A 23,275-nucleotide genomic window follows, 5' to 3' on the forward strand; every position below is an offset into this window, starting at 1 on the left:
GTGGTGGCGATGCCCTGCACATCACGACCGGCTCGTCGTGCTCCGAGGAGACGACCAGCTGCTTGATGTTGAGGATCAGGTCGGTGACGTCCTCCTTGACGCCCGGCACGGTGGTGAACTCGTGCAGGACGCCGTCGATGCGGATGCTGGTGACAGCGGCACCGGGGATCGACGACAGGAGGGTGCGGCGCAGGGAGTTGCCGAGGGTGTAACCGAAGCCCGGCTCCAGCGGCTCGATCACGAACCGGGAGCGGAACTCGTCGACGACCTCTTCGGTCAACGAGGGACGCTGAGCGATCAGCATGTGTGGATCAGATCCTTCTTTCGTGGACGCCCGCTATATGACGCCCGACGGAAACCGCACCGGGAAAAGTGCGGGTACTGCAAGGGTACGGGCGATACGGCCCTTTTACGGAGCCGTACCGCCCGGAACCACGGTCTGCGTGCAGCAGCCTCGCGTCAGACGCGGCGGCGCTTCGGCGGACGGCAGCCGTTGTGCGGGGTCGGGGTGACGTCCTGGATGGAGCCGACCTCGAGGCCCGTGGCCTGCAGGGAGCGGATCGCGGTCTCACGACCGGAACCCGGGCCCTTCACGAACACGTCGACCTTGCGCATGCCGTGCTCCTGGGCGCGGCGGGCAGCCGACTCGGCGGCCATCTGCGCGGCGAACGGCGTGGACTTCCGGGAGCCCTTGAAGCCGACGTGGCCGGCGGAGGCCCAGGAGATCACGTTGCCGGACGGGTCCGTGATCGAGACGATCGTGTTGTTGAACGTGCTCTTGATGTGCGCGTGGCCGTGAGCGACGTTCTTCTTTTCCTTGCGGCGCACCTTCTTGGCAGCGCCCTGACGACCCTTGGGGGGCATCTATAACTCCTACGGGAGGTGGTCGGTCCTACAGCGAAGACCGTGGACAGGCGTCCGCTGTGGACTACTTCTTGCCCGGCTTCTTCTTGCCGGCGATGGCGCGACGCGGACCCTTGCGGGTACGAGCGTTGGTGCTGGTGCGCTGACCGCGGACGGGCAGACCACGACGGTGACGGAGACCCTGGTAGGTACCGATCTCGACCTTGCGGCGGATGTCGGCCTGGATCTCGCGACGGAGGTCACCCTCGGTCTTGATGTTGTTGTCGACGTACTCGCGGATCGCGACCAGCTGCTCCTCGGAGAGGTCCCGAACACGGGTGTTCGGGTCCACGCCGGTGGCGGCCAGCGTCTGCTGGGAGAGGGTCCGGCCGATGCCGAACACGTAGGTGAGGGCGATCTCCACGCGCTTTTCGCGCGGGATGTCAACACCGGAAACGCGTGCCATTCAATGGCTCCAGTTACTTGTCGGAGGTCTTCCACAGAACCGACGCCCAGCCGCCGTACCAGGTACGAACTGGGTCCCCAGCCTCCGAACCGGGGGTGTCAGGCGGACGATCGTTCGCCTGGGTTCTGCGTATGAACATATTCAGCTCGCGTCGCGCGAATCTCTGCGATGGATGCAGAGGGATCGGTCGTGCGTCAGCCCTGGCGCTGCTTGTGGCGCGGGTTGTCGCAGATGACCATGACCCGGCCGTGACGGCGGATCACCCTGCACTTGTCGCAGATCTTCTTGACGCTCGGCTTGACCTTCATTAGGTGAGGTTCTCCGGGTCAGTGCCACCACCCCGCCGGAAGCGGGATGCGGGCAAGATCTACTTGTAGCGGTAGACGATCCGGCCACGGGTCAGGTCGTACGGAGACAGCTCCACCACGACCCGGTCGTCAGGGAGGATGCGGATGTAGTGCATACGCATCTTGCCGCTGATGTGTGCCAGGACCTGGTGGCCGTTCTGGAGCTCGACCTTGAACATGGCGTTCGGAAGAGACTCGACGACAGTGCCCTCGATCTCGATGGCACCTTGCTTCTTGGCCACGCTTCGCCCTTCGAATCGACTACCTTGATCGACTCTGTGCGGGGCGCATGCAGGCATGCGGGTACACAAGAGCCGACGAGTCAGTCTACGACAGGGCCCTCAGAAACACGAATCGGGGAAGTCTGCCCCGCCGGAGATAGCTCTAAGCGCCCCGAAAGGGGCGCGGGGAACTGCGCGACCAGCCCCCACCGGGACGCGGCCGGGGACAGGGCTCAGCCCAGCGGATCCGGCGCTGCCTGGATCCCCAGCTCGGCGAGCTTCGCCTTGCCCCCGTCGGGAGACGTCAGCACCAGCGGCCCCTGCTCGGTCAGTGCCACCGAGTGCTCCCAGTGCGACGACCACGTACCGTCCGTCGTGATGACGGTCCAGTCGTCCTCGAGGACCTCCGTCTTCGGCGTCCCCAGGGACACCATCGGCTCGATCGCGAGGCAGAAGCCGGGCACCAGCTTCGGGCCCTTGCCACGCCGCCGGTCGACGTAGTTCAGCAGGTGCGGGTCCATGTGCATCTCGGTGCCGATGCCGTGCCCGCCGTAGTCCTCGATGATCCCGTACTTGCCGCCGCCGGGCTTGGGCTGGCGGCGGATGTACGTCTCGATGGCCCGGGAGACGTCGACCAGGCGGTTGCCCTGCTTCATGGCCGCGATGCCGGCCCACATCGACTCCTCGGTCACCCGCGAGAGCTCGACGAGCTCCGGGGAGTGACCGGACCCGACGAAGGCCGTGAAGGCCGCGTCGCCGTGCCAGCCGTCGATGATCGCGCCGCAGTCGATGGAGATGACGTCCCCGTCCTTGAGGACGACGTCGTCGGACGGAATGCCGTGGACGACGACCTCGTTCACCGACGTGCAGATCGTCGCCGGGAAGCCGCCGTAGCCGAGGAAGTTCGGCTTGGCGTTGTGCTCGGCGAGCACCTTGCGGGCGACCTGGTCCAGATCCTTCGTCGTGGCCCCGGGCACGGCGGCCTCACGGGTCGCCGCGTGAATGGCGGCGACGACCAGCCCCGCCTCACGCATTTTGGCGATCTGCTCGGGGCTTTTGATCTGCACCATGGGAGCTACGGCCTTTCTGGACCTTCGGCGACGACGAACGCCTTCAACGATACGGGGCCGCGCGACCGGCCCCACCCACACAGCGGCCGCGGCTCCCCGAGGGGAACCGCGGCCGGAGCTGCGTACGGACGACTACTTGCCGTCCTCGCCACGCTTCAGCGCCTCCATGGCGCGGGTCGTGACGTCCTCCACCTTGCCGAGCGCCGAGATCGTGACCACCAGGCCCTGGGCCTTGTAGTAGTCGATGATCGGCTCGGTCTGGGTGTGGTAGACCTCCAGGCGCGTGCGGACCGTCTCCTCGGAGTCGTCGTTGCGCTGGTACAGCTCACCGCCGCAGACGTCGCAGACGCCGTCCTTGGCCGGCTGCTTGTACGTCACGTGGAAGACGTGCGAGGAGTCGTTGCGGCAGATGCGGCGGCCGGCGATCCGCTTGACCACCTCGTCCTCGGGGACCTCCAGGTCCAGCACCGCGTCGAGCTGCATGCTCTCGGTCTCGAGGAGCTCGTCGAGCGCCTCGGCCTGCGACACGTTGCGGGGGAAGCCGTCCAGCAGGAAACCGTTCTCGGCGTCCGGCTGCTCCATGCGGTCCTTCGCCATGGCGATGGTGACCTCGTCGGGCACGAGGTTGCCCGCGTCCATGTAGGACTTCGCCAGTTTGCCGAGTTCCGTCTGCCGGCTGATGTTGGCCCGGAACAGGTCGCCCGTGGAGATGTGCGGGATCGACAGGTTCTTGGCCAGGAACGCGGCCTGCGTTCCCTTACCGGCACCCGGCGGCCCGACGAGGACGATACGCATCAGCGGAGGAACCCTTCGTAATTGCGCTGCTGGAGCTGGCTCTCGATCTGCTTCACGGTCTCGAGACCGACACCCACGATGATCAGGATGCTGGTCCCGCCGAACGGGAAGTTCTGGTTTGCCCCGAAACCTGCCAACGCCATCGTCGGCACGAGAGCGATCAGTCCCAAGTACAGCGAACCCGGCCAGGTGATCCGGTTGAGTACGTAGCTCAGGTACTCAGCGGTCGGTCGGCCAGCCCGGATGCCCGGGATGAAGCCACCATACTTCTTCATGTTGTCGGCGACTTCCTCGGGGTTGAAGGAGATCGCCACATAGAAGAACGCGAAGAAAACGATCAGCAGGAAGTACGTAACGATGTAGTACGGGTGGTCGCCCTTGACGAAGTGTTGCTCGATCCAGGTCTTCCAGCCCGACGTGCCTCCCGCGAACTGAGCGATCAGCGCCGGGATGTAGAGCAGCGACGAGGCGAAGATGACGGGGATCACACCCGCCTGGTTCACCTTGAGCGGGATGTAGGTGGACGTACCGCCGTAGGAACGACGGCCGATCATGCGCTTGGCGTACTGGACCGGGATGCGGCGCTGGGCCTGCTCGACGAAGACCACCAGGCCGACCATGGCGAAGCCGACCAGGATGACCGTGCCGAACTCGATCCAGCCGCCGGCCAGGGAGCCCTCCTGCTTGATGGCCCACAGCGCGGACGGGAAGGTGGCGGCGATCGAGATGAACATCAGGATCGACATGCCGTTGCCGATGCCGCGGTCGGTGATGAGCTCACCGAGCCACATCACGGCGGCCGTACCGGCGGTCATGGTGATGACCATGGTGATGGTGACGAAGATCGACTGGTCGGGGACGATCTGGCTGGCCACCGGGCAGCCCTGGAACAGCGCGCCGCTGCGGGCGGTGGCGACGAGGCCGGTGCCCTGAAGGATGGCGAGGGCGATCGTCAGGTAACGGGTGTACTGCGTGATTTTCGCCGTACCGGCCTGGCCCTCCTTCTTCAGGGCTTCCAGGCGCGGGATCACCACGGTCAGCAGCTGCAGAATGATGCTCGCCGTGATGTACGGCATGATGCCCAGCGCGAAGATCGTGATCTGCAGCAGCGCGCCGCCGCTGAACATGTTCACCAGGCCGAAGATGCCCTGGTTGGCCTGTGCGTTGTCGATACAGGTCTGGACGTTCCGGTAGTCGACGCCTGGGATCGGGATGTGCGTACCGACCCGGTAGACCACGATGATGCCGAGCGTGAAGAGCAGCTTCTTGCGCAGGTCGGGCGTCTTGAACGCCCGGGCGAACGCGGTGAGCACGGTGCCTCCTGCGACCCCCGCGCAACTGCGTCAAGGGTGACGTCTTGAGAGTCCAATAGAACAACGACATGGGTAACGGTCAACTGCCGCCCAGAGTGCCCGAAGTGAAGCACCCTGTGAAAAGTGGGCAGTGCAGGCCACCTTACCGGCGAGACTGCCGCCCTAGGAACGACCGACCGGGGATACCCCATATGTGGGGTATCCCCGGTCGGGATCGCTCAGGTCATCGAGACGCCTGTGGTGTTCAGACGAGCTCGGTGACAGAACCGCCGGCGGCGGTGATCTTCTCCTTGGCGGAGCCGGAGACGGCGTCGACCGTCACCTGCAGCGCCACGGAGATCTCGCCCTGGCCGAGGACCTTGACGAGGCTGTTCTTGCGAACGGCCCCCTTGGCCACCAGACCCTCGACGGTGACCTCGCCACCCTCGGGGTAGAGCGCGGCCAGCTTGTCGAGGTTCACGACCTGGAACTCGGTCTTGAACGGGTTCTTGAAGCCCTTCAGCTTCGGGAGACGCATGTGGAGGGGCATCTGGCCACCCTCGAAGCGCTCCGGAACCTGGTAACGGGCCTTCGTGCCCTTGGTACCACGACCGGCCGTCTTACCCTTCGACGCCTCACCACGACCGACACGGGTCTTGGCGGTCTTGGCGCCCGGGGCGGGACGGAGGTTGTGGATCTTGAGCGGGTTCTGCTCCGCCATGATCAGTCGACCTCCTCGACCGTCACGAGGTGGCGGACGGTGTGCACCATGCCGCGGAACTCGGGGCGGTCCTCCTTGACGACCTGCGTGTTGATGCCCTTGAGACCAAGGGAACGCAGGGTGTCACGGTGGTTCTGCTTGCTGCCGATGTAGGACTTGACCTGCGTAATCTTGAGCTGCGCCATGATTACGCACCCGCCCCGGCACGCGCACGGAGAAGAGCCGCGGGGGCGACGTCCTCGAGGGGCAGACCACGGCGGGCCGCGATCTCCTCGGGACGCTGCAGACCCTTCAGGGCCTCCACGGTCGCGTGCACGATGTTGATCGCGTTGTCGGAGCCGAGCGACTTCGACAGCACGTCGTGGATACCGGCGCACTCGAGCACGGCACGCACCGGACCACCGGCGATAACACCGGTACCGGGCGAGGCGGGCTTCAGGAGCACGACGCCGGCAGCCTTCTCACCCTGGATGGGGTGCGGGATGGTGCCCTGGATGCGGGGGACCTTGAAGAAGTGCTTCTTGGCCTCCTCAACGCCCTTGGCGATGGCGGCCGGCACCTCCTTGGCCTTGCCGTATCCGACACCCACGGTGCCGTCACCGTCGCCCACCACGACCAGCGCGGTGAAGCTGAAGCGACGACCACCCTTCACAACCTTGGCGACGCGGTTGATCGCGACAACGCGCTCAACGTACGCGGTCTTCTCGGCGGCAGCAGCGCCGCCGTCACGGCCCTTCCGGTCCCGCCGCTCGCCGCCACCGGCACCGCCACCGCGGCGCTGGGGTCCAGCCATTGGAATTACCTCTCTCTGTTTCCGCTAGCTACGGAACCGACTCAGAACTTGAGTCCGGCCTCGCGGGCGGCGTCCGCCAGGGCGGCGATGCGCCCCGCGTACTGGTTACCACCACGGTCGAACACGACGGCCTCGACACCGGCAGCCTTGGCGCGCTCGGCGACCAGGGCGCCGACCTGCTTGGCCTGCGCGGACTTGTCGCCCTCGCCACCGCGGATCGAGGTGTCCAGGGTGGACGCCGACGCAAGGGTGTGACCCTTGATGTCGTCGATCACCTGGGCCACGATGTGGCGGTTCGAGCGGGTAACGACCAGACGCGGACGCTCCGCCGTACCGTTGATGTGCTTACGGATACGAATGTGGCGGCGCTTGATCGCGGCGCGCTTGTAGGCGTCGCCCTTAAGGATCTTCTGCCCGTATGCCATGGCTTACTTACCCGCCTTTCCGACCTTGCGGCGGATGACTTCGCCCTCGTACTTGACGCCCTTGGCCTTGTACGGGTCGGGCTTGCGCAGCTTGCGGATGTTGGCCGCAACCTCGCCGACCTTCTGCTTGTCGATGCCCTCGACCGAGAAACGGGTCGGGGACTCCACCTTGAAGGTGATGCCCTCGGGGGCCTCGACCAGGATCGGGTGGCTGTAGCCCAGGGAGAACTCCAGGTTGGAGCCCTTGGCCAGGACACGGTAGCCGACACCGCTGATTTCGAGCTTCTTGACGTATCCCGTGGTCACACCGGTGATCATGTTCGCCACCAGCGTGCGGCACAGGCCGTGCAGGGCCTTGCTCTGCCGCTCGTCGTTGGGCCGCAGCACCTGAAGGGTGCCGTCCTCGGCCTTCGCGATGTCGATCGGCGCGATGACGGTGTGGGTCAGTTCGCCCTTGGGGCCCTTGACCGAGACCGTACGGCCGTCGATGGTGACGTCCACGCCGGCGGGAACCGGGATGGGGAGCTTGCCGATACGCGACATTGCTGTCTCTCCTCCGTTCCCGAATTACCAGACGTAGGCGAGGACTTCCCCACCCACGCCCTTCTTCTGCGCCTGCTTGTCGGTCAGGAGACCGTGGGACGTGGAGATGATGGCCACGCCCAGGCCGCCCAGAACCTTCGGCAGGTTCGTGGACTTCGCGTACACCCGGAGACCGGGCTTGGAGATCCGCTTGATGCCCGCGATGGAGCGCTCACGGTTGGGGCCGAACTTCAGCTCCAGGACGAGGTTCTTGCCGACCTCGGCGTCCTCGACCTTCCAGCCCGTGATGAAGCCCTCCTGCTGGAGGATCTCCGCGATGTGCGACTTGATCTTGGACGCCGGCATCGTCACGGAGTCGTGGTATGCCGAGTTCGCGTTCCGCAGACGCGTCAGCATGTCTGCGATCGGATCAGTCATGGTCATGAATTGGCCTTCGGCCTCTCTCGCCGGGGTTTCCTGGTGCGCCATCCCTCTCCCCGATCCGAGACGGGACGGGTGCGGCGCGGTGGACCTACGGCGTAGTAAGCATTCAATGAGCGGACAGGTGTCCGCGGCGTACGGGCGGCGGCAGACGCCCAACCCCACAAGCCTAAGCCATGCGGGCCGGGCGTCCTGCCACCCCTACGTGCTTACCGAGAGCCCTGCGAATCCCTTATTAGGGGGATTACCAGGAGCTCTTGGTCACGCCCGGCAGCTCGCCACGGTGAGCCATCTCACGAAGGCACACGCGGCAGAGGCCGAACTTGCGGTACACGGAGTGCGGGCGGCCGCAGCGCTGGCAACGGGTGTAGCCACGCACACCGAACTTGGGCTTGCGAGCAGCCTTAGCGATCAGAGCCTTCTTCGCCATCTCGCTCACGCCTCCTTGAAGGGGAAGCCGAGGTGACGAAGGAGCGCGCGGCCCTCAGCGTCGTTGGTCGCCGTGGTCACCACGGTGATGTCCATACCCCGGGTGCGGTCGATCTTGTCCTGGTCGATCTCGTGGAACATGACCTGCTCCGTGAGACCGAAGGTGTAGTTGCCACGGCCGTCGAACTGCTTGGGGGACAGGCCGCGGAAGTCGCGGATGCGCGGCAGCGCGAGCGACAGGGTGCGGTCCAGGAACTCCCACATGCGGTCGCCACGAAGCGTGACGTGGGCACCGATCGGCTGGCCCTCACGCAGCTTGAACTGCGCGATGGACTTGCGGGCCTTGGTGACGGCCGGCTTCTGACCGGTGATCGTGGTGAGGTCCTTGATGGCACCCTCGATCAGCTTGGAGTCGCGGGCGGCGTCGCCCACACCCATGTTGACCACGATCTTGACGAGACCGGGGATCTGCATGACGTTCTCGTACTTGAACTCGTCACGCAGCTTGCCCGTGATCTCCTCACGGTACTTCTGCTTCAGACGCGGGCTGGTGGTGGTCGTCATCAGATGTCCTCACCCGTCCGCTTGGCAACGCGGATCTTGTTGCCTTCGTCGTCGAAGCGGTAACCGACGCGGGTCACGACCTTGTTGCCGTCCTTCTCCACGACCAGCTGGACGTTGGAGACGTGGATCGGCGCCTCGGTGGTGACGATGCCGCCGGCCTGCGAACCGCGAGCCGTCGGACCGGCCTTGGTGTGCTTCTTGACCCGGTTGACACCCTCGACCAGGACGCGGTCCTCGCGGGGGAAGGCCGCGATGACCTTGCCCTGCTTGCCCTTGTCCTTACCGGTGATGACCTGGACCAGGTCGCCCTTCTTGATCTTCATGCTTACAGCACCTCCGGCGCGAGCGAGATGATCTTCATGAACTTCTTCTCGCGCAGCTCCCGGCCGACCGGGCCGAAGATACGGGTGCCACGAGGGTCGCCGTCGTTCTTGAGAATGACGGCGGCGTTCTCGTCGAAGCGGATGTACGAGCCGTCCGGACGGCGGCGCTCCTTGACGGTGCGAACGATGACCGCCTTGATGACGTCACCCTTCTTCACGTTGCCGCCGGGGATCGCGTCCTTGACGGTGGCGACGATGACGTCACCGATACCCGCGTAGCGGCGACCGGAGCCACCGAGCACACGGATGCAAAGGATTTCCTTCGCACCAGTGTTGTCGGCGACACGCAGTCGCGACTCCTGCTGGATCACGTCTATCTCCTGATTGTCTGCCGGTTCCCGGGGCGGGAGCGTGAGTCACACACCCGCCCCGAGCCTGGCGGAACGATGCCTAGGGAGTCCCCCTAGGAGGGATTACTTGGCCTTCTCGAGGATCTCGACGACGCGCCAGCGCTTCGTCGCGGACAGCGGCCGGGTCTCCATGAGGAGGACGCGGTCGCCGACACCCGCGGCGTTCTGCTCGTCGTGGGCCTTGAGCTTGCTCGTACGGCGGATGACCTTGCCGTACAGCGCGTGCTTGACGCGGTCCTCGACGGCGACGACGACGGTCTTGTCCATCTTGTCGCTGACGACCAGACCCTCACGGGTCTTGCGGAAGCCGCGGTCCGTCTTGGTCTCTTCAGTCACGTTGCTCTCGCTCATCAGGCGCTCTCCACCGTCTCGATGCCCAGCTCGCGCTCACGCATCAGGGTGTAGATCCGCGCGATGTCCTTACGGACGGCCTTGAGCCGGCCGTGGTTCTCGAGCTGGCCCGTCGCCGCCTGGAAGCGGAGGTTGAACAGCTCTTCCTTGGCCTCGCGGAGCTTGTTGAGCAGCTCCTCGTTGCCCAGCTCGCGCAGCTCGGACGCCTTGGTACCGGCCGACATCACGCTTCACCTGCCTCGCGCTTGACGATCTTGCACTTCATCGGCAGCTTGTGAGCCGCACGGGTCAGGGCCTCGCGCGCGATCTTCTCGTTGGGGTACGACAGCTCGAACATCACGCGTCCGGGCTTGACGTTGGCGATCCACCACTCAGGAGAACCCTTACCGGAACCCATGCGGGTCTCGGCGGGCTTCTTGGTGAGGGGGCGGTCCGGGTAGATGTTGATCCAGACCTTGCCGCCACGCTTGATGTGGCGGGTCATGGCGATACGAGCGGCCTCGATCTGACGGTTCGTCACGTACGCCGGGGTCAGCGCCTGGATGCCGTACTCGCCGAACGCGACCTGCGTGCCACCCTTGGCCATACCGTTGCGCTTGGGGTGGTGCTGCTTGCGGTGCTTGACCCTACGGGGGATCAGCATTTCGGTCAGGCCTCCGTTCCGGTGCTCTCAGCCGGAGCGGCGGACGCGGGAGCCTCGGCCTTGGGGGCCTCGGCGCCGGCAGCCTGCTGCGGCTTGCGACCGCGACCGCCACGCTCGCCACCACGGCCACCACGGGCCGGGCGGTCGGCGCCGCCACGGGCCGGGCGGTTACCCGCACGGGCAGCAGCGTTCTCGGCGCGGACCTCGGCGATGTTCTTGACGTCGCCCTTGTAGATCCAGACCTTCACGCCGATGCGGCCGAAGGTCGTCTTGGCCTCGAAGAAGCCGTAGTCCACGTTCGCGCGGAGCGTGTGCAGGGGCACACGGCCCTCGCGGTAGAACTCCGAGCGGGACATCTCGGCGCCACCGAGGCGGCCACCGCACTGGATCTTGATGCCCTTGGCGCCGGCCTTCATCGTGCCCTGCATGCTCTTGCGCATGGCGCGACGGAAGGAGACGCGGGAGGAGAGCTGCTCGGCGACGGCCTGGGCAACCAGCTGAGCGTCCGTCTCGGGGCTCTTGACCTCGAGGATGTTCAGCTGGACCTGCTTGCCCGTGAGCTTCTCGAGGTCACCGCGGATGCGGTCGGCCTCGGCGCCACGGCGGCCGATGACGATGCCCGGACGAGCGGTGTGGATGTCCACACGCACGCGGTCACGGGTGCGCTCGATCTCGACCTTGGAGATGCCGGCGCGCTCCATGCCGGACGTCATCATCCGACGGATGGCGACGTCTTCCTTGACGTAGTCCTTGTACAGCTTGTCGGCGTACCAACGCGACTTGAAGTCGGTCGTGACACCGAGCCGGAACCCGTGCGGGTTTACCTTCTGGCCCATTACCGGGTTCCTTCCTTGCTGCTGACGACCACGGTGATGTGGCTGGTCCGCTTGCGGATCCGGTAGGCACGGCCCTGGGCGCGCGGACGGAACCGCTTCAGGGTCGGGCCCTCGTCGACGTAGGCCTCGGAGACGAAGAGGCTGTCGACATCGGTGTGGTCGTAGTTGTGCGCGGCGTTGGCGATGGCGCTGTCCAGCACCTTGCCGACCGGCTGGCTCGCGGCCTGCGGGGCGAAACGCAGGACCGCCTGAGCCTCCGTGGCGTTCATGCCACGGATGAGGTCCACCACGCGGCGGGCCTTCATGGGCGTGACGCGGATGTACCGCGCCTGGGCCCTGGCTTCCATGGTTGTCCTTCCAGTGTCTGTCATGGTCATTCCACCCCGCGCTTAGCGGCGCTTCGACTTCCGGTCGTCCTTGACGTGACCCCGGAAGGTGCGCGTCGGCGAGAACTCGCCGAGCTTGTGGCCGACCATCGACTCGGTGACGAACACCGGAATGTGGGTCTTGCCGTTGTGCACCGCGAGCGTGTGGCCGAGCATGGCCGGCACGATCATGGAGCGACGGGACCAGGTCTTGATGACGTTCTTGGTGCCGGCTTCGTTCTGGGCGTCCACCTTCTTGATCAGGTGGTCGTCGACGAAGGGCCCCTTCTTCAAGCTACGAGGCATCTCAACCCGTCCTTAGCGCTTCTTGTTCGTCTTGCGGCGGCGGACGATGTACTTGTTCGACGCCTTCTTGGGCGAACGAGTACGGCCTTCCTTCTTGCCCCAGGGGGACACCGGGTGGCGACCACCCGAGGTACGGCCTTCGCCACCACCGTGCGGGTGGTCCACGGGGTTCATGACCACACCACGCACGGTCGGGCGAACGCCCAGCCAGCGCTTACGGCCCGCCTTACCCCAGTTGATGTTGCTCTGCTCGGCGTTGCCCACCTCGCCGACCGTGGCGCGGCAGCGCTGGTCGACCAGGCGGATCTCACCGGACGGCATGCGGAGGTGGGCCATCGAGCCCTCCTTCGCGAGCAGCTGCACCGAGGCGCCGGCGGAGCGGGCGAACTTCGCGCCGCCGCCCGGACGCAGCTCGATGGCGTGCAGCGTGGTACCGACCGGGATGTTGCGCAGGGCAAGGTTGTTGCCCGGCTTGATGTCGGCCCCGGGACCGTTCTCGACGCGGTCGCCCTGGCTCAGGCCACGCGGCGCGAGGATGTAGCGCTTCTCGCCGTCCGCGTAGTGCAGGAGCGCGATGCGCGCGGTGCGGTTGGGGTCGTACTCGATGTGCGCGACCTTCGCCGGCACGCCGTCCTTGTCGTGACGACGGAAGTCGATCACGCGGTAGGCGCGCTTGTGGCCACCGCCCTGGTGGCGGACGGTCACACGACCGGAGTTGTTACGGCCACCCTTGCTGTGCAGGGGGCGGACCAACGACTTCTCCGGCGTGGACCGCGTGACCTCGACGAAGTCGGCGACGCTGGAGCCACGACGGCCCGGCGTAGTCGGCTTGTACTTGCGGATTCCCATTTCTCAGTCCTCGTCCGATATCGGACGATCCGGACCGCCCTCAGGCGGTCGGACCGCCGAAGATGTCGATACGGTCGCCCTCAGCGAGGGTCACGATCGCGCGCTTGGTGGACGCGCGCTGGCCGAAGCCGGTGCGGGTCCGCTTGCGCTTGCCCTGGCGGTTGATCGTGTTGACCCCGGTGACCTTGACCGAGAAGACCGACTGCACGGCCTGCTTGATCTGGGTCTTGTTGGCGCTCGGGTCCACGATGAACGTGTACTTGCCCTCGTCGAGGAGCGCGTAGCTCTTCTCGGAGACCACCGGCTTGAGCAGCACGTCACGGGGGTCCGTGAAGGACTTGCTCAGCGGGGTCTCGACGGTGTTCTTGCCCTCGGCGGCGTGGCGGCGCGCCTTGGCGACGCGCGCGGCCTTGGCCTTCTTCGCCGCCTTGGAGGCGATAGCGGGGTGACGGATAGCCATCAGACCTCGCTCCCTTCGGTGTCATTGGCCTTCGGGCCGGACACGAAGGACTCGAAGGCGGCCTGGGTGAAGACCACGTCGTCCGAGACGAGAACGTCGTACGTGTTCAGCTGGCCCGGCTCCAGGATGTGGATCTGGGGCAGGTTGCGGGCGGACAGCCACGCGGCCTCGTCGGCGCGGTCGACGACCAGGAGCAGGTTCTTGCGCTCCGAGATCTTGCCGAACAGCGTCCTGGCGGCCTTCGTCGACGGGTTGTCACCCTCGACGACGCCGGAGACGACGTGGATGCGGTTGTGGCGGGCCCGGTCGGTGAGGGCGTGGCGCAGGGCCGCGGCCTTCATCTTCTTCGGGGTCCGCTGCGAGTAGTCACGCGGCACGGGACCGTGCACGACGCCACCACCGGCGAACTGCGGCGCGCGGGTCGAACCCTGACGGGCGCGACCGGTGCCCTTCTGGCGGTACGGCTTCTTGCCACCGCCGCGGACCTCGCCACGGGTCTTGGTCTTGTGCGTGCCCTGACGGGCAGCGGCCAGCTGTGCGACGACGACCTGGTGGATCAGCGGAATGCTGACCTTCTCAACGTCGAAGATCTCCGCGGGGAGCTCGACGGAACCGGCCTTGTCGCCCGCCGGCGAAAGGATGTCAACAGTGCTCATCGGTTACCTCAGGCCCCCTTGGCCGCGGTGCGGACCAGGACGAGGCCGCCGTTCGGACCGGGAACCGCGCCCTTGATGAGCAGCAGACCCTTCTCCGCGTCAACGGCGTGGACGGTCAGGTTCTGGGTGGTGACCCGCTCGTTGCCCATGCGACCCGCCATGCGGAGGCCCTTGAACACACGGCCCGGGGTGGCGCAGCCACCGATGGAACCGGGAGAGCGGTGCTTGCGCTGGGTGCCGTGTCCGGCGCCGAGGCCCTTGAAGTTGTGACGCTTCATGACACCGGCGAAGCCCTTGCCCTTGCTCTTGCCGGTCACGTCGACCTTGATGCCGGCCTCGAACACCTCGGCGGTGATCTCCTGGCCGAGGGTGTACTCGCTGGCGTCAGCGGTACGGATCTCGACGAGGTGGCGGCGGGGAGTGACGTCGGCCTTGGCGAAGTGGCCCTTGAGGGGCTTGTTCACCTTGCGCGGGTCGATCTCGCCGAACGCGATCTGGACGGACTCGTAGCCGTCGACGTCGTTCGTACGGACCTGGGTGACGACGTTGGGGCCGGCCTTGACGACGGTGACCGGAACAACACGGTTGTTCGCGTCCCACACCTGCGTCATGCCGAGCTTCTCGCCCAGGATGCCCTTGATCTGCTTAGCCATCGTTCAGATCACCGGCCTCAGAGCTTGATCTCGATGTCGACACCGGCCGGGAGGTCGAGTCGCATCAGAGAGTCAACGGTCTTGGGGGTCGGGTCGAGGATGTCGATCAGGCGCTTGTGCGTGCGCATCTCGAAGTGCTCGCGCGAGTCCTTGTACTTGTGCGGCGACTTGATGACGCAGTACACGTTCTTCTCAGTGGGCAGCGGCACCGGGCCCGCGACCGACGCACCAGTGCGAGTCACCGTCTCGACGATCTTCTTCGCCGAAGAGTCGATGACCTCGTGGTCGTAGGCCTTGAGCCGGATGCGGATCTTCTGTCCCGCCATGGCTACTCAGTAGTCCTGTCTCTCTAACGCTCTGGAACCCGGTGGATTCCTTCTGCTGCCTTCGTTCCTCCGACCCACGCGGTCGGGCGTGTCGCGCTCCCGCTGACACAGATGTCCCTTGATTGAACATCCCTGCGGGATTGCACACGGCCCTTCCGGAACCGCAGGCGGGGCGAAGGCCCACCGGGTGCCTGGCCAGTGCCGCACCGCACTTCCCGAAAGATTCCCGTACGTCCGCCCCAGCGCTGCCTTACGGCAGTTAGGGCGACGAGTACTGTGGGACTCGCTTCCGGTCCCCCCGGCGGGAGGCGCGCAGCATCAACACTCGACCGAGCAACTCGGACAGTCTGCCATATGGGGCAGGGGCGACGCCAATCGAGCCGAGGAGAATACCCCGGGGGTGACGTAACTCAAACCGTCGGGCCGCGTCCGAGAGGCCCAGCCGGTCCCCCTGCGTGTGCTTGGAGTCCCGGACGTGGACGGTCCCGGGGGTTATCGCGACCTCGGCGCAGGAGTTGCCGTCCGTGCCACTGCTGTAGCTGCTCTTGATTGCGCCCGGATGCGCATCGGTCTCCGTCGGCATGATCTGGAGGGTGACGTTGCGGAAGCGCCCCACTTCCAGGAGTCGTTCGAGCTGCCCTCGGCACACCATTCTGCCCCCGACCCGCCGGCGCACCACCGCCTCCTCCAGGACGTAGTGCAGGGACGGGGCCGGATCCCGTTCGAAGACCGTCTGCCGGGCCATACGGGCCGCCACCATCCGTTCCACATCCTCCGGCGAGTAGGGCGGCTGCGCTGCTTCGAACAGGGCCCGAGCGTGATCAGGTGTCTGCAACAACCCGTGGACCCTGGTGCACTCGTACACCCCGATCTCCACCGCCTGCTGCTTCACGTCCTCCCAGGTCGCCGCGATCAGCCCGCCGGCCCCCAGCACCTCGTCGGCCCTGACGAGGTAGTCCTGGCGGGGAATCCGCTTGCCGCCCTCGATCTTGTAGACCATGTCCTCGCCGTATCCGACCGCCGTCCCGGACTCGGCGGCCCGCATCCCGACCCCCTCCCGGCGCAGCTTCAGCTTCGTCCCGCCGTGGCGATGACCGCGACGCCCCACTCGTCGTCCGGGTCGACCTCCCACCCGGGCTCGTCCGTCTCGCTCCTGAGCCGTCCCGCCTCCGCCGCCTCGGCCGTCATCCCGCACCCTTCCGTCGTACGCCCCTGCTTCAGCGCCCTACCCGTACGCCACTTCGGCCTCCGGTTCTCCCCAGGGCGGCGTACGTCGTCGCCCGCACCCTCGGCACCTAGGTGACGGACACGCGCGACGACCGGCTGCCGCAGACCCGGCCGGTCGACGGTGAGGCCGAGTCCGGCCGCGGCCTGCTCCTGGTGGACGCGCTCGCCGACCGCTGGGGCGTCACCCGTGGGCTTCCGCCCCGCAAGACGGTGTGGGCCGAACTCGACCTCGGGCCGGAGGGCCGAGCGGTGTCGGTGCCGCCCCGTACGCTGCGCCCATGACCCGCACCACCCCACCCCGCCCCCTCGACGTCGCCGGCCTCTTCCCCGAACTGGCCCCCCTCGCCCGCACCGCCGTACGGCTGCACCCCCGGGCCGGTGCGCCGACCGCGGCCGACAGTTCCATCGGCGGGCCCCTGCTCTGGCCGGCCGATGAGCCATGGCCCGGCTGCCCTGAGCACACCGGCCCCTGGCACCGCGGGCTCGACCCGGTCGACGTCCGGCTGCGACGACGGATCCTCGCGGAGGCGTGGGCCCGCCCGCGCGCGGAGGGGGATGAGCTGCTGACCGACGAGGAGCGGGTGATCGTCGACCGGGCGACCGAGAAGACCCGCACACCGCAGGACGGGCCCGTCCCGCTGGTGCCCGTCGTCCAGCTGTACGCCTCCGACGTTCCGGGCCTGCCCTGCCCGGAGGGAGCCGATCTGCTTCAGGTGCTGTGGTGCCCCTTCGACCACGCCCCGGACCATCTGCCGTACACGGAGCTGCGCTGGCGCACCACGGCCGAAGTGGGGCCCCGTCTCACCGACGTCCCGCAGCCGTCCGTCATCGGCAACGACGGCTGTCTGCCCGAGCCGTGCGTCCTGCATCCCGAGCCGGTCACCGAGTACCCGGCACCGCACGAGCTGCCCGAGGAGCTCGCCGAGCGGATCAGCGCGTGGGAGGAGGAGAACGAGGAGGAGGCCGACGAAGGAGAGGCCGGGCTCTGCTACCAGTACGACCTCGCGGTCGCCCCGGGCAGCAAGGCCGGCGGTCACGCTCCCTGGAGCTTCTCCGATCCGTTCCCGATGTCCTGCCCCGAGTGCGGTGGGCCGGTCCGCCCCCTGCTCACTCTCGACGGCACGGAGTGGGACGGCGGCAGCGGAAGCTGGCGGCCGGTCGAGGACGCGGGCTACGACGGCTATCACTTCCTCGGCCCGGCACGCGACACACAGCTGGAGATCGGCCGGAGCTACAGCATGCAGCTCTACGCCTGCCGGACGTCGCCCGGCCACCCGCACGTCCAGAACATGCAGTGACCGCGGATCACATCGCCCCCGTTGTGGACCAACGGCAAAGGGGCCCGCACGACCGAAGTCGTACGGGCCCCTTCGAGCCACTCAGGTCAGTAGACCCTCAAGCCAGTCCGAGGACTCACTTGTTGATCTTGGTGACCTGGCCGGCGCCCACGGTCCGGCCACCCTCACGGATGGCGAACTTCAGGCCCTCCTCCATGGCGACGGGCTGGATGAGCTCCACCTTCATCTCGGTGTTGTCACCCGGCATGACCATCTCGGTGCCCTCGGGGAGGGTCACCACGCCGGTCACGTCCGTCGTACGGAAGTAGAACTGCGGGCGGTAGTTGTTGAAGAACGGCGTGTGGCGGCCACCCTCGTCCTTGGACAGGATGTAGGCCTGCGCCTCGAACTCGGTGTGCGGGGTGACCGAGCCCGGCTTGATGATGACCTGGCCGCGCTCGACGTCCTCGCGCTTGATGCCACGGAGGAGCAGACCGACGTTCTCACCGGCCTGGCCCTCGTCGAGGAGCTTGCGGAACATCTCGATGCCGGTGACCGTGGTGGTGGTCTTCTCCTGCTTGATGCCCACGATGTCAACGGTCTCGTTGACCTTGAGGACACCACGCTCGATGCGACCGGTGACGACCGTGCCACGACCGGTGATCGTGAAGACGTCCTCGATCGGCATCAGGAACGGCTTGTCGACGTCACGCTCGGGCTGCGGGATGTTCTCGTCCACGGCCTTCATGAGCTCGAGGACGGAGTTGCCCCACTCCTTGTCGCCCTCGAGGGCCTTGAGCGCCGAGACCTTGACGACCGGCAGGTCGTCGCCCGGGAACTCGTACTCGGAGAGGAGCTCACGGACCTCGAGCTCGACGAGCTCCAGGATCTCCTCGTCGTCCACCATGTCGGCCTTGTTCAGGGCGACGACGATGTACGGAACGCCGACCTGGCGGGCCAGGAGCACGTGCTCCTTGGTCTGCGGCATCGGGCCGTCGGTGGCGGCGACCACGAGGATGGCGCCGTCCATCTGCGCCGCACCCGTGATCATGTTCTTGATGTAGTCCGCGTGACCGGGGCAGTCGACGTGGGCGTAGTGACGCGTCTCGGTCTGGTACTCGACGTGCGCGATGGAGATGGTGATACCGCGCTGGCGCTCCTCAGGAGCCTTGTCGATCTGGTCGAAGGCCGAGGCCTCGTTCAGGTCCGGGTACGCGTCGTGCAGCACCTTGGTAATGGCGGCCGTGAGGGTCGTCTTACCGTGGTCGATGTGACCGATGGTGCCGATGTTGACGTGCGGCTTAGTCCGCTCGAACTTCGCCTTCGCCACTGGGGTCCTCCTGAGAGTGGTTCTGGTACGCCTTACTCATCGGCGCCAGGTGATCTTTGCTGGAAAGCCCGGGCCTCGGGGCATTCGCACCACGATTGCGGCGGAATGCCCCTCGAGCACCGGAGTCAAGCCTACGGCGTGTAGACGCGGTGCGTTACTCGCCCTTGGCCTTCGCGATGATCTCCTCGGCGACGTTCCGGGGAACCTCGGCGTAGGAGTCGAACTGCATCGAGTAGCTTGCGCGACCCGACGTCTTGCTGCGGAGGTCTCCGACGTAGCCGAACATCTCCGAGAGGGGCACGAGGCCCTTCACGACGCGGGCACCGGCCCGCTCCTCCATGGCCTGGATCTGGCCACGGCGGGAGTTGATGTCGCCGATGACCTCACCCATGTAGTCCTCGGGCGTGGTGACCTCGACGGCCATCATCGGCTCGAGCAGCACGGGGCTGGCCTTGCGGGCGGCCTCCTTGAAGGCCTGCGAACCGGCGATCTTGAACGCCAGCTCGGAGGAGTCGACCTCGTGGTAGCCACCGTCGATCAGGGTGACGCGCACGCCGGTCATCTCGTAGCCGGCGAGGATGCCGAACTGCATGGCCTCCTGCGCACCGGCGTCCACCGAAGGGATGTACTCCTTCGGGACACGGCCACCGGTCACCTTGTTCACGAACTCGTACGAGGCGTCGCCGCCCTCGATCGGCTCGATCGCGATCTGCACCTTGGCGAACTGACCGGTACCACCGGTCTGCTTCTTGTGGGTGTAGTCCACGCGCTCGACGGCCTTGCGGATCGTCTCACGGTAGGCGACCTGCGGCTTGCCGACGTTGGCCTCGACCTTGAACTCACGGCGCATGCGGTCGACCAGCACCTCGAGGTGCAGCTCGCCCATACCGCCGATGATGGTCTGGCCCGTCTCCTCGTCCGAGTGGACCTGGAACGACGGGTCCTCCTCGGCCAGGCGCTGGATCGCGACGCCCAGCTTCTCCTGGTCGCCCTTCGACTTGGGCTCGATGGCGACCTGGATCACCGGCGCCGGGAAGTCCATGGACTCCAGGATGACCGGGTTCTTGTCGTCGGACAGCGTCTCACCGGTCGTGGTCTGCTTCAGACCCATCACGGCGACGATGTCGCCGGCGCCCACCGACTCGATCTCCTCACGCTTGTTCGCGTGCATGCGGTAGATCTTGCCGATGCGCTCCTTCTTGCCCTTCACCGAGTTCAGCACGGCGGTGCCGGACAGCAGGCGGCCGGAGTACACGCGGACGAAGGTGAGCTTGCCGAGGTGCGGGTCGCTCATGATCTTGAACGCCAGCGCGGCGAGGGGCTCGTCCTCCGACGGCTTGCGGGCGATGACCTGCTCCGGGTCCTTGACGTCGTGGCCCTCGATGGCCTCGACGTCGAGCGGGGTGGGCAGGTAGCGCACGACCGCGTCGAGCAGGGGCTGAACGCCCTTGTTCTTGAACGCGGTGCCGCAGAACACGGGGGTGACGGTGGTGCCGCCGCCCTTGCCGGACGCGATGGTGATACGACGGATCGCGGCGTAGAGCTGCTCCACGGTGGGCTCGGTGCCCTCCAGGTACAGCTCCATCAGCTCTTCGTCGTTCTCGGCGACGGCCTCGAGCAGCTTGCCGCGGTACTCCTCGGCAGCCTCGGCGTGGGTGTCCGGGATGTCGACGGTGTCGTACATCTCGCCCTTGGTCGCCTCGGCCGACCAGACCAGGGCCTTCATCGTCACGAGGTCGATGACGCCCTTGAAGTCCGCCTCGGCACCGATCGGCAGCTGCATGACCAGCGGCTGCGCGCCCAGGCGGTCCGAGATCATGTCCACGCAGCGGTGGAACTCGGCGCCGGTACGGTCCAGCTTGTTGACGAAGCAGATGCGCGGCACGCCGTAGCGGTCGGCCTGACGCCACACCGTCTCGGACTGCGGCTCGACACCGGCGACACCGTCGAACACCGTCACGGCACCGTCGAGCACACGCAGGGAGCGCTCCACCTCGACGGTGAAGTCGACGTGACCCGGGGTGTCGATGATGTTGATGGTGTAGTCGTTGTCCTCGAGCGGCCAGTGACAGGTGGTCGCAGCAGACGTGATCGTGATGCCACGCTCCTGCTCCTGCTCCATCCAGTCCATGGTGGCAGCGCCGTCGTGGACCTCACCGATCTTGTACGACACGCCGGTGTAGAACAGGATCCGCTCGGTGGTGGTCGTCTTGCCCGCGTCGATGTGGGCCATGATCCCGATGTTGCGGACCTTGGCCAGGTCAAGTGAAGTGGTAGCCATAAGGCTTCAGTCTTCTCTCGGTCTCGATGTGGGTAGCGACTACCAGCGGTAGTGCGCGAAGGCCTTGTTGGACTCGGCCATCTTGTGGGTGTCCTCGCGCTTCTTCACAGCGGCACCAAGGCCGTTGGAGGCGTCGAGAAGCTCGTTGAGCAGACGCTCGGTCATGGTCTTCTCGCGACGGGCGCGGGAGTAACCGACCAGCCAGCGCAGCGCGAGCGTGTTGGCGCGACCGGGCTTGACCTCGATCGGAACCTGGTACGTCGCACCACCGACACGGCGGGACTTGACCTCGAGGGTCGGCTTGATGTTCTCCAGCGCGCGCTTCAGCGTGATGATCGGGTCGTTGCCCGTCTTCTCACGCAGACCTTCCATGGCGCCGTAGACGATGCGCTCAGCGGTGGAGCGCTTGCCGTTCAGCAGCACCTTGTTGATGAGCGACGTGACCAGAGGAGAACCGTAGACCGGGTCGATGATGACCGGGCGCTTCGGGGCGGGGCCCTTACGAGGCATTCTTACTTCTCCTTCTTGGCGCCGTAGCGGGAACGGGCCTGCTTGCGGTTCTTGACACCCTGGGTGTCGAGGGAGCCACGGATGATCTTGTAGCGAACACCCGGCAGGTCCTTCACACGGCCGCCGCGCACGAGCACGATGGAGTGCTCCTGCAGGTTGTGTCCCTCACCCGGAATGTAAGCGGTGACCTCGATCCCGCTGGTCAGACGCACACGCGCGACCTTACGCAGGGCCGAGTTCGGCTTCTTCGGGGTGGTCGTGAACACACGCGTGCAGACGCCCCGGCGCTGAGGGGAACCCTCGAGTGCGGGCGTCTTGTTCTTCTCGACCTTGTCCTGCCGGCCCTTGCGGACCAGCTGCTGGATCGTAGGCACTACTTCTCCGGTTTCTGTGTGCCGAATGGTGAAGCTAACCTGGAACATCTCCGACCCACGCGGTCGGGTGTGTCGAACCCGCGGACTCCCGCCGCGAGGCAGAAACAGCGCAGATTACGGTGGCCGGTGTCAGCTCGCCGTGCGGTTCATGGCACACACGCGAGCCAGGGCACACCCCAGGCACAAGGTCTGAGCGTACCTACCGCATTCGCTGCGGTCAAAACAAATGGGCACCGCCCGCATCGCCATGCGGGACATGTCAAGCCCCCCGGCCGTTGTCGATCTTCAATTCGACGGCGACTGTCCGTTTTGCATACCTTCACGATGCTACGACGGACACCACCGTGAGCAACACCAGAACGAGTGCCCAGCCTGCCGTGGACAACCACCCGAGCACGAGACCGGTCAGCGCGAGCCCGTCCCCCAGCTCTCCCCGGCTGCGGATCTCGGCCCGGGCCACATGCCCCAGCACGACGGCCGGGATCCCGGTCAGCCCCATGGTCGGCACGCACAGCAGCCCGCACACCCCGGCCGCGACGGCCTTCCCATTGGTCCGCGCCCGCGGCACGGGCAGGAACGTCGCCGGCACGGGCACGACCGAGACCGGCTGCTGCATTGGCCCCTGCGGCAGATCCGCGACGAGCAGCGCCAGCTCCCCCACGGTCCGCGCCGCGTACGCCCGCCCCACCCGCTTCTCGAACTCGCCCTGCTCCATCCGCCCCTCGCCGTACCCGGCTCTGAGCACGTCCACGGCCCGCTCCCGATCGGCGTGCGACGCGAGCATCGAGGGAGCACCAGGACCCTGCCAGGGCTGCCAGGACGGATAGTGCGACTGCGACACGGAGCACCTCCCCGGAGGCCGGAGTCCTTCCATGATGCGCCGAAGCGGAGGTTCCGGCACGGGTGCGTCGACGACGGGGCACCGCGTGTCGGCCAGACAGCCGACAGAGGCGCTCCCGCGCGCGGACGCACCTCGGTTTCGCCGCGGTGTCCGCACGCTCGCAGACGCCGCGGTGAGACGGCGTAGAGGTCCTTCCCGCCCCGGGCCACGGGGCCGGGGACGCCGAAGGGCGGCCACCCCGCAGGGGCGTCGGTGACACAGTGTCAGTTGCGGTTTGCGCGGGCTTTTTTCAGACGGTGCAATATCCGCGGACGGGCGAGAAGCTATC

At 66.6% G+C, this 23,275-nt stretch carries 36 protein-coding genes and 2 pseudogenes; 2 read left to right on the top strand and 36 right to left on the bottom strand.

The window, feature by feature from the left end; translation table 11 throughout:
* From ABT116_RS23750 to ABT116_RS23895, 31 genes and pseudogenes are all read right to left on the bottom strand, one after another.
* Positions 1–304 (bottom strand): annotated as a pseudogene (locus ABT116_RS23750) (DNA-directed RNA polymerase subunit alpha); the annotation flags it as partial.
* Between the two features lie 155 nt (positions 305–459).
* Positions 460–864 (bottom strand): 30S ribosomal protein S11, encoded by a 405-nt coding sequence (gene rpsK, locus ABT116_RS23755; RefSeq protein WP_003956432.1) that lies wholly within the window; start codon positions 862–864, stop codon positions 460–462.
* 64 nt (positions 865–928) lie between these two features.
* Entirely contained in the window at positions 929–1,309 is a 381-nt protein-coding gene (gene rpsM / locus ABT116_RS23760; RefSeq protein WP_004984507.1) for a 30S ribosomal protein S13, read from the bottom strand.
* A 194-nt stretch (positions 1,310–1,503) separates the two neighbouring features.
* Complete coding sequence (rpmJ, locus tag ABT116_RS23765; RefSeq protein ID WP_003974245.1) at positions 1,504–1,617, bottom strand: 50S ribosomal protein L36; 114 nt, start codon at positions 1,615–1,617, stop codon at positions 1,504–1,506.
* A 59-nt stretch (positions 1,618–1,676) separates the two neighbouring features.
* Positions 1,677–1,898, bottom strand: coding sequence for a translation initiation factor IF-1 (gene infA, locus ABT116_RS23770; RefSeq protein WP_003948620.1), 222 nt, complete (start codon positions 1,896–1,898; stop codon positions 1,677–1,679).
* Positions 1,899–2,110: 212 nt separating this feature from the next.
* Entirely contained in the window at positions 2,111–2,947 is an 837-nt protein-coding gene (gene map / locus ABT116_RS23775; protein WP_351637286.1) for a type I methionyl aminopeptidase, read from the bottom strand.
* Positions 2,948–3,079: 132 nt separating this feature from the next.
* Entirely contained in the window at positions 3,080–3,742 is a 663-nt protein-coding gene (locus ABT116_RS23780) for an adenylate kinase (RefSeq protein WP_351637290.1), read from the bottom strand.
* Entirely contained in the window at positions 3,742–5,055 is a 1,314-nt protein-coding gene (gene secY, locus ABT116_RS23785) for a preprotein translocase subunit SecY (RefSeq protein WP_351637293.1), read from the bottom strand. Before secY ends, ABT116_RS23780 begins: the two co-directional genes overlap by 1 nt.
* Before the next feature lie 244 nt (positions 5,056–5,299).
* Positions 5,300–5,755: a 50S ribosomal protein L15 gene (rplO, locus tag ABT116_RS23790; RefSeq protein ID WP_030839644.1), complete on the bottom strand. Its 456-nt coding sequence runs from the start codon at positions 5,753–5,755 to the stop codon at positions 5,300–5,302.
* Between the two features lie 2 nt (positions 5,756–5,757).
* Complete coding sequence (gene rpmD, locus ABT116_RS23795; RefSeq protein ID WP_003974250.1) at positions 5,758–5,940, bottom strand: 50S ribosomal protein L30; 183 nt, start codon at positions 5,938–5,940, stop codon at positions 5,758–5,760.
* Between the two features lie 2 nt (positions 5,941–5,942).
* Entirely contained in the window at positions 5,943–6,548 is a 606-nt protein-coding gene (gene rpsE / locus ABT116_RS23800) for a 30S ribosomal protein S5 (RefSeq protein WP_009190144.1), read from the bottom strand.
* A gap of 41 nt (positions 6,549–6,589) precedes the next feature.
* Positions 6,590–6,973: a 50S ribosomal protein L18 gene (rplR, locus tag ABT116_RS23805; RefSeq protein ID WP_007494754.1), complete on the bottom strand. Its 384-nt coding sequence runs from the start codon at positions 6,971–6,973 to the stop codon at positions 6,590–6,592.
* Positions 6,974–6,976: 3 nt separating this feature from the next.
* Positions 6,977–7,516: a 50S ribosomal protein L6 gene (gene rplF / locus ABT116_RS23810; protein ID WP_351637297.1), complete on the bottom strand. Its 540-nt coding sequence runs from the start codon at positions 7,514–7,516 to the stop codon at positions 6,977–6,979.
* 24 nt (positions 7,517–7,540) lie between these two features.
* The gene (gene rpsH, locus ABT116_RS23815; RefSeq protein ID WP_030839654.1) at positions 7,541–7,939 is read right to left on the bottom strand and encodes a 30S ribosomal protein S8; all 399 of its coding nucleotides are present in this window, start codon (positions 7,937–7,939) and stop codon (positions 7,541–7,543) included.
* Between the two features lie 241 nt (positions 7,940–8,180).
* Positions 8,181–8,366, bottom strand: coding sequence for a type Z 30S ribosomal protein S14 (locus tag ABT116_RS23820; RefSeq protein ID WP_003948630.1), 186 nt, complete (start codon positions 8,364–8,366; stop codon positions 8,181–8,183).
* 5 nt (positions 8,367–8,371) lie between these two features.
* Complete coding sequence (gene rplE, locus ABT116_RS23825) at positions 8,372–8,929, bottom strand: 50S ribosomal protein L5 (protein ID WP_003992366.1); 558 nt, start codon at positions 8,927–8,929, stop codon at positions 8,372–8,374.
* Positions 8,929–9,252, bottom strand: coding sequence for a 50S ribosomal protein L24 (rplX, locus tag ABT116_RS23830; RefSeq protein ID WP_003992365.1), 324 nt, complete (start codon positions 9,250–9,252; stop codon positions 8,929–8,931). Before rplX ends, rplE begins: the two co-directional genes overlap by 1 nt.
* A 2-nt stretch (positions 9,253–9,254) precedes the next feature.
* Positions 9,255–9,623, bottom strand: a complete 369-nt coding sequence (gene rplN, locus ABT116_RS23835; protein WP_003992364.1) for a 50S ribosomal protein L14 — start codon at positions 9,621–9,623, stop codon at positions 9,255–9,257.
* Between the two features lie 102 nt (positions 9,624–9,725).
* Positions 9,726–10,013: a 30S ribosomal protein S17 gene (rpsQ, locus tag ABT116_RS23840; RefSeq protein WP_030839660.1), complete on the bottom strand. Its 288-nt coding sequence runs from the start codon at positions 10,011–10,013 to the stop codon at positions 9,726–9,728.
* The gene (rpmC, locus tag ABT116_RS23845; RefSeq protein ID WP_010036720.1) at positions 10,013–10,237 is read right to left on the bottom strand and encodes a 50S ribosomal protein L29; all 225 of its coding nucleotides are present in this window, start codon (positions 10,235–10,237) and stop codon (positions 10,013–10,015) included. The genes rpsQ and rpmC overlap by 1 nt, the downstream gene beginning before the upstream one ends.
* Entirely contained in the window at positions 10,237–10,656 is a 420-nt protein-coding gene (rplP, locus tag ABT116_RS23850; RefSeq protein ID WP_062928590.1) for a 50S ribosomal protein L16, read from the bottom strand. The genes rpmC and rplP overlap by 1 nt, the downstream gene beginning before the upstream one ends.
* Positions 10,657–10,661: 5 nt before the next feature.
* On the bottom strand, positions 10,662–11,492 hold the full coding sequence (gene rpsC, locus ABT116_RS23855) for a 30S ribosomal protein S3 (protein WP_104785485.1): 831 nt from the start codon (positions 11,490–11,492) through the stop codon (positions 10,662–10,664).
* A complete protein-coding gene (rplV, locus tag ABT116_RS23860; protein WP_031141295.1) occupies positions 11,492–11,839 on the bottom strand; it encodes a 50S ribosomal protein L22 in 348 nt (115 codons plus the stop codon). The genes rpsC and rplV overlap by 1 nt, the downstream gene beginning before the upstream one ends.
* Positions 11,840–11,881: 42 nt before the next feature.
* Entirely contained in the window at positions 11,882–12,163 is a 282-nt protein-coding gene (gene rpsS / locus ABT116_RS23865) for a 30S ribosomal protein S19 (RefSeq protein WP_003992359.1), read from the bottom strand.
* A gap of 12 nt (positions 12,164–12,175) precedes the next feature.
* A complete protein-coding gene (gene rplB, locus ABT116_RS23870) occupies positions 12,176–13,012 on the bottom strand; it encodes a 50S ribosomal protein L2 (protein WP_031141294.1) in 837 nt (278 codons plus the stop codon).
* 40 nt (positions 13,013–13,052) lie between these two features.
* Entirely contained in the window at positions 13,053–13,472 is a 420-nt protein-coding gene (rplW, locus tag ABT116_RS23875) for a 50S ribosomal protein L23 (protein ID WP_033308967.1), read from the bottom strand.
* A complete protein-coding gene (rplD, locus tag ABT116_RS23880; protein ID WP_351637305.1) occupies positions 13,472–14,128 on the bottom strand; it encodes a 50S ribosomal protein L4 in 657 nt (218 codons plus the stop codon). The genes rplW and rplD overlap by 1 nt, the downstream gene beginning before the upstream one ends.
* An 8-nt stretch (positions 14,129–14,136) precedes the next feature.
* Positions 14,137–14,781, bottom strand: a complete 645-nt coding sequence (rplC, locus tag ABT116_RS23885; protein WP_033308969.1) for a 50S ribosomal protein L3 — start codon at positions 14,779–14,781, stop codon at positions 14,137–14,139.
* A 17-nt stretch (positions 14,782–14,798) separates the two neighbouring features.
* A complete protein-coding gene (gene rpsJ, locus ABT116_RS23890) occupies positions 14,799–15,107 on the bottom strand; it encodes a 30S ribosomal protein S10 (protein ID WP_003948644.1) in 309 nt (102 codons plus the stop codon).
* Positions 15,108–15,366: 259 nt separating this feature from the next.
* Positions 15,367–15,657: a DUF397 domain-containing protein gene (locus tag ABT116_RS50915; RefSeq protein ID WP_502983925.1), complete on the bottom strand. Its 291-nt coding sequence runs from the start codon at positions 15,655–15,657 to the stop codon at positions 15,367–15,369.
* Positions 15,658–15,660: 3 nt separating this feature from the next.
* Positions 15,661–16,295 (bottom strand): annotated as a pseudogene (locus ABT116_RS23895) (helix-turn-helix domain-containing protein); the annotation flags it as partial.
* Between the two features lie 111 nt (positions 16,296–16,406).
* Here ABT116_RS23895 and ABT116_RS23900 point away from each other — a divergent pair.
* Together ABT116_RS23900 and ABT116_RS23905 are read left to right on the top strand one after the other, a co-directional pair.
* Positions 16,407–16,616 (top strand): ATP-binding protein, encoded by a 210-nt coding sequence (locus ABT116_RS23900; protein ID WP_502983923.1) that lies wholly within the window; start codon positions 16,407–16,409, stop codon positions 16,614–16,616.
* Positions 16,613–17,632: a hypothetical protein gene (locus tag ABT116_RS23905; RefSeq protein WP_351637307.1), complete on the top strand. Its 1,020-nt coding sequence runs from the start codon at positions 16,613–16,615 to the stop codon at positions 17,630–17,632. The genes ABT116_RS23900 and ABT116_RS23905 overlap by 4 nt, the downstream gene beginning before the upstream one ends.
* Before the next feature lie 115 nt (positions 17,633–17,747).
* Here the strand turns inward: ABT116_RS23905 and tuf are convergent, their stop codons facing one another.
* The 5 genes from tuf to ABT116_RS23930 form a co-directional block, all read right to left on the bottom strand.
* Positions 17,748–18,941 carry an elongation factor Tu gene (tuf, locus tag ABT116_RS23910; protein ID WP_030839706.1) on the bottom strand — a complete coding sequence of 398 codons (1,194 nt, stop codon included), beginning with the start codon at positions 18,939–18,941 and terminating at the stop codon, positions 17,748–17,750.
* Between the two features lie 154 nt (positions 18,942–19,095).
* Positions 19,096–21,222, bottom strand: coding sequence for an elongation factor G (gene fusA / locus ABT116_RS23915; RefSeq protein WP_351637309.1), 2,127 nt, complete (start codon positions 21,220–21,222; stop codon positions 19,096–19,098).
* A gap of 39 nt (positions 21,223–21,261) precedes the next feature.
* Positions 21,262–21,732, bottom strand: coding sequence for a 30S ribosomal protein S7 (gene rpsG / locus ABT116_RS23920; protein ID WP_003992340.1), 471 nt, complete (start codon positions 21,730–21,732; stop codon positions 21,262–21,264).
* A 2-nt stretch (positions 21,733–21,734) separates the two neighbouring features.
* On the bottom strand, positions 21,735–22,106 hold the full coding sequence (gene rpsL / locus ABT116_RS23925; protein ID WP_003948652.1) for a 30S ribosomal protein S12: 372 nt from the start codon (positions 22,104–22,106) through the stop codon (positions 21,735–21,737).
* A gap of 319 nt (positions 22,107–22,425) precedes the next feature.
* Positions 22,426–22,947, bottom strand: coding sequence for a DUF1707 and DUF4190 domain-containing protein (locus tag ABT116_RS23930; RefSeq protein WP_502983924.1), 522 nt, complete (start codon positions 22,945–22,947; stop codon positions 22,426–22,428).
* Between the last annotated feature and the right edge of the window lie 328 nt (positions 22,948–23,275).

The sequence above is a fragment of the Streptomyces sp. NPDC002130 genome, assembly GCF_040296465.1.
Taxonomy (GTDB): Bacteria; Actinomycetota; Actinomycetes; order Streptomycetales; family Streptomycetaceae; genus Streptomyces.

Coding starts and splice junctions, on each gene's coding strand:
- rpmD (WP_003974250.1), bottom strand. CDS start 5,940: ATGGCGCAGCTCAAGATTACGCAGGTCAAGTCCTACATCGGCAGCAAG.
- rpmC (WP_010036720.1), bottom strand. CDS start 10,237: ATGTCGGCCGGTACCAAGGCGTCCGAGCTGCGCGAGCTGGGCAACGAG.
- rplB (WP_031141294.1), bottom strand. CDS start 13,012: ATGGGAATCCGCAAGTACAAGCCGACTACGCCGGGCCGTCGTGGCTCC.
- fusA (WP_351637309.1), bottom strand. CDS start 21,222: ATGGCTACCACTTCACTTGACCTGGCCAAGGTCCGCAACATCGGGATC.
- rpsM (WP_004984507.1), bottom strand. CDS start 1,309: ATGGCACGCGTTTCCGGTGTTGACATCCCGCGCGAAAAGCGCGTGGAG.
- rpsQ (WP_030839660.1), bottom strand. CDS start 10,013: ATGAGCGAGAGCAACGTGACTGAAGAGACCAAGACGGACCGCGGCTTC.
- rplP (WP_062928590.1), bottom strand. CDS start 10,656: ATGCTGATCCCCCGTAGGGTCAAGCACCGCAAGCAGCACCACCCCAAG.
- ABT116_RS23905 (WP_351637307.1), top strand. CDS start 16,613: ATGACCCGCACCACCCCACCCCGCCCCCTCGACGTCGCCGGCCTCTTC.
- rpsS (WP_003992359.1), bottom strand. CDS start 12,163: ATGCCTCGTAGCTTGAAGAAGGGGCCCTTCGTCGACGACCACCTGATC.
- rplD (WP_351637305.1), bottom strand. CDS start 14,128: ATGAGCACTGTTGACATCCTTTCGCCGGCGGGCGACAAGGCCGGTTCC.
- rplC (WP_033308969.1), bottom strand. CDS start 14,781: ATGGCTAAGCAGATCAAGGGCATCCTGGGCGAGAAGCTCGGCATGACG.
- rplE (WP_003992366.1), bottom strand. CDS start 8,929: ATGACGACCACCACCAGCCCGCGTCTGAAGCAGAAGTACCGTGAGGAG.
- rpsC (WP_104785485.1), bottom strand. CDS start 11,492: ATGGGCCAGAAGGTAAACCCGCACGGGTTCCGGCTCGGTGTCACGACC.
- rpmJ (WP_003974245.1), bottom strand. CDS start 1,617: ATGAAGGTCAAGCCGAGCGTCAAGAAGATCTGCGACAAGTGCAGGGTG.
- rplO (WP_030839644.1), bottom strand. CDS start 5,755: ATGGCGGAGCAGAACCCGCTCAAGATCCACAACCTCCGTCCCGCCCCG.
- ABT116_RS23780 (WP_351637290.1), bottom strand. CDS start 3,742: ATGCGTATCGTCCTCGTCGGGCCGCCGGGTGCCGGTAAGGGAACGCAG.
- rplW (WP_033308967.1), bottom strand. CDS start 13,472: ATGGCTATCCGTCACCCCGCTATCGCCTCCAAGGCGGCGAAGAAGGCC.
- rplX (WP_003992365.1), bottom strand. CDS start 9,252: ATGAAGATCAAGAAGGGCGACCTGGTCCAGGTCATCACCGGTAAGGAC.
- map (WP_351637286.1), bottom strand. CDS start 2,947: ATGGTGCAGATCAAAAGCCCCGAGCAGATCGCCAAAATGCGTGAGGCG.
- rplV (WP_031141295.1), bottom strand. CDS start 11,839: ATGGAAGCCAGGGCCCAGGCGCGGTACATCCGCGTCACGCCCATGAAG.
- rplR (WP_007494754.1), bottom strand. CDS start 6,973: ATGGCATACGGGCAGAAGATCCTTAAGGGCGACGCCTACAAGCGCGCC.
- rpsJ (WP_003948644.1), bottom strand. CDS start 15,107: ATGGCGGGACAGAAGATCCGCATCCGGCTCAAGGCCTACGACCACGAG.
- rpsK (WP_003956432.1), bottom strand. CDS start 864: ATGCCCCCCAAGGGTCGTCAGGGCGCTGCCAAGAAGGTGCGCCGCAAG.
- rpsE (WP_009190144.1), bottom strand. CDS start 6,548: ATGGCTGGACCCCAGCGCCGCGGTGGCGGTGCCGGTGGCGGCGAGCGG.
- rpsG (WP_003992340.1), bottom strand. CDS start 21,732: ATGCCTCGTAAGGGCCCCGCCCCGAAGCGCCCGGTCATCATCGACCCG.
- ABT116_RS23820 (WP_003948630.1), bottom strand. CDS start 8,366: ATGGCGAAGAAGGCTCTGATCGCTAAGGCTGCTCGCAAGCCCAAGTTC.
- rpsH (WP_030839654.1), bottom strand. CDS start 7,939: ATGACCATGACTGATCCGATCGCAGACATGCTGACGCGTCTGCGGAAC.
- rplF (WP_351637297.1), bottom strand. CDS start 7,516: ATGTCGCGTATCGGCAAGCTCCCCATCCCGGTTCCCGCCGGCGTGGAC.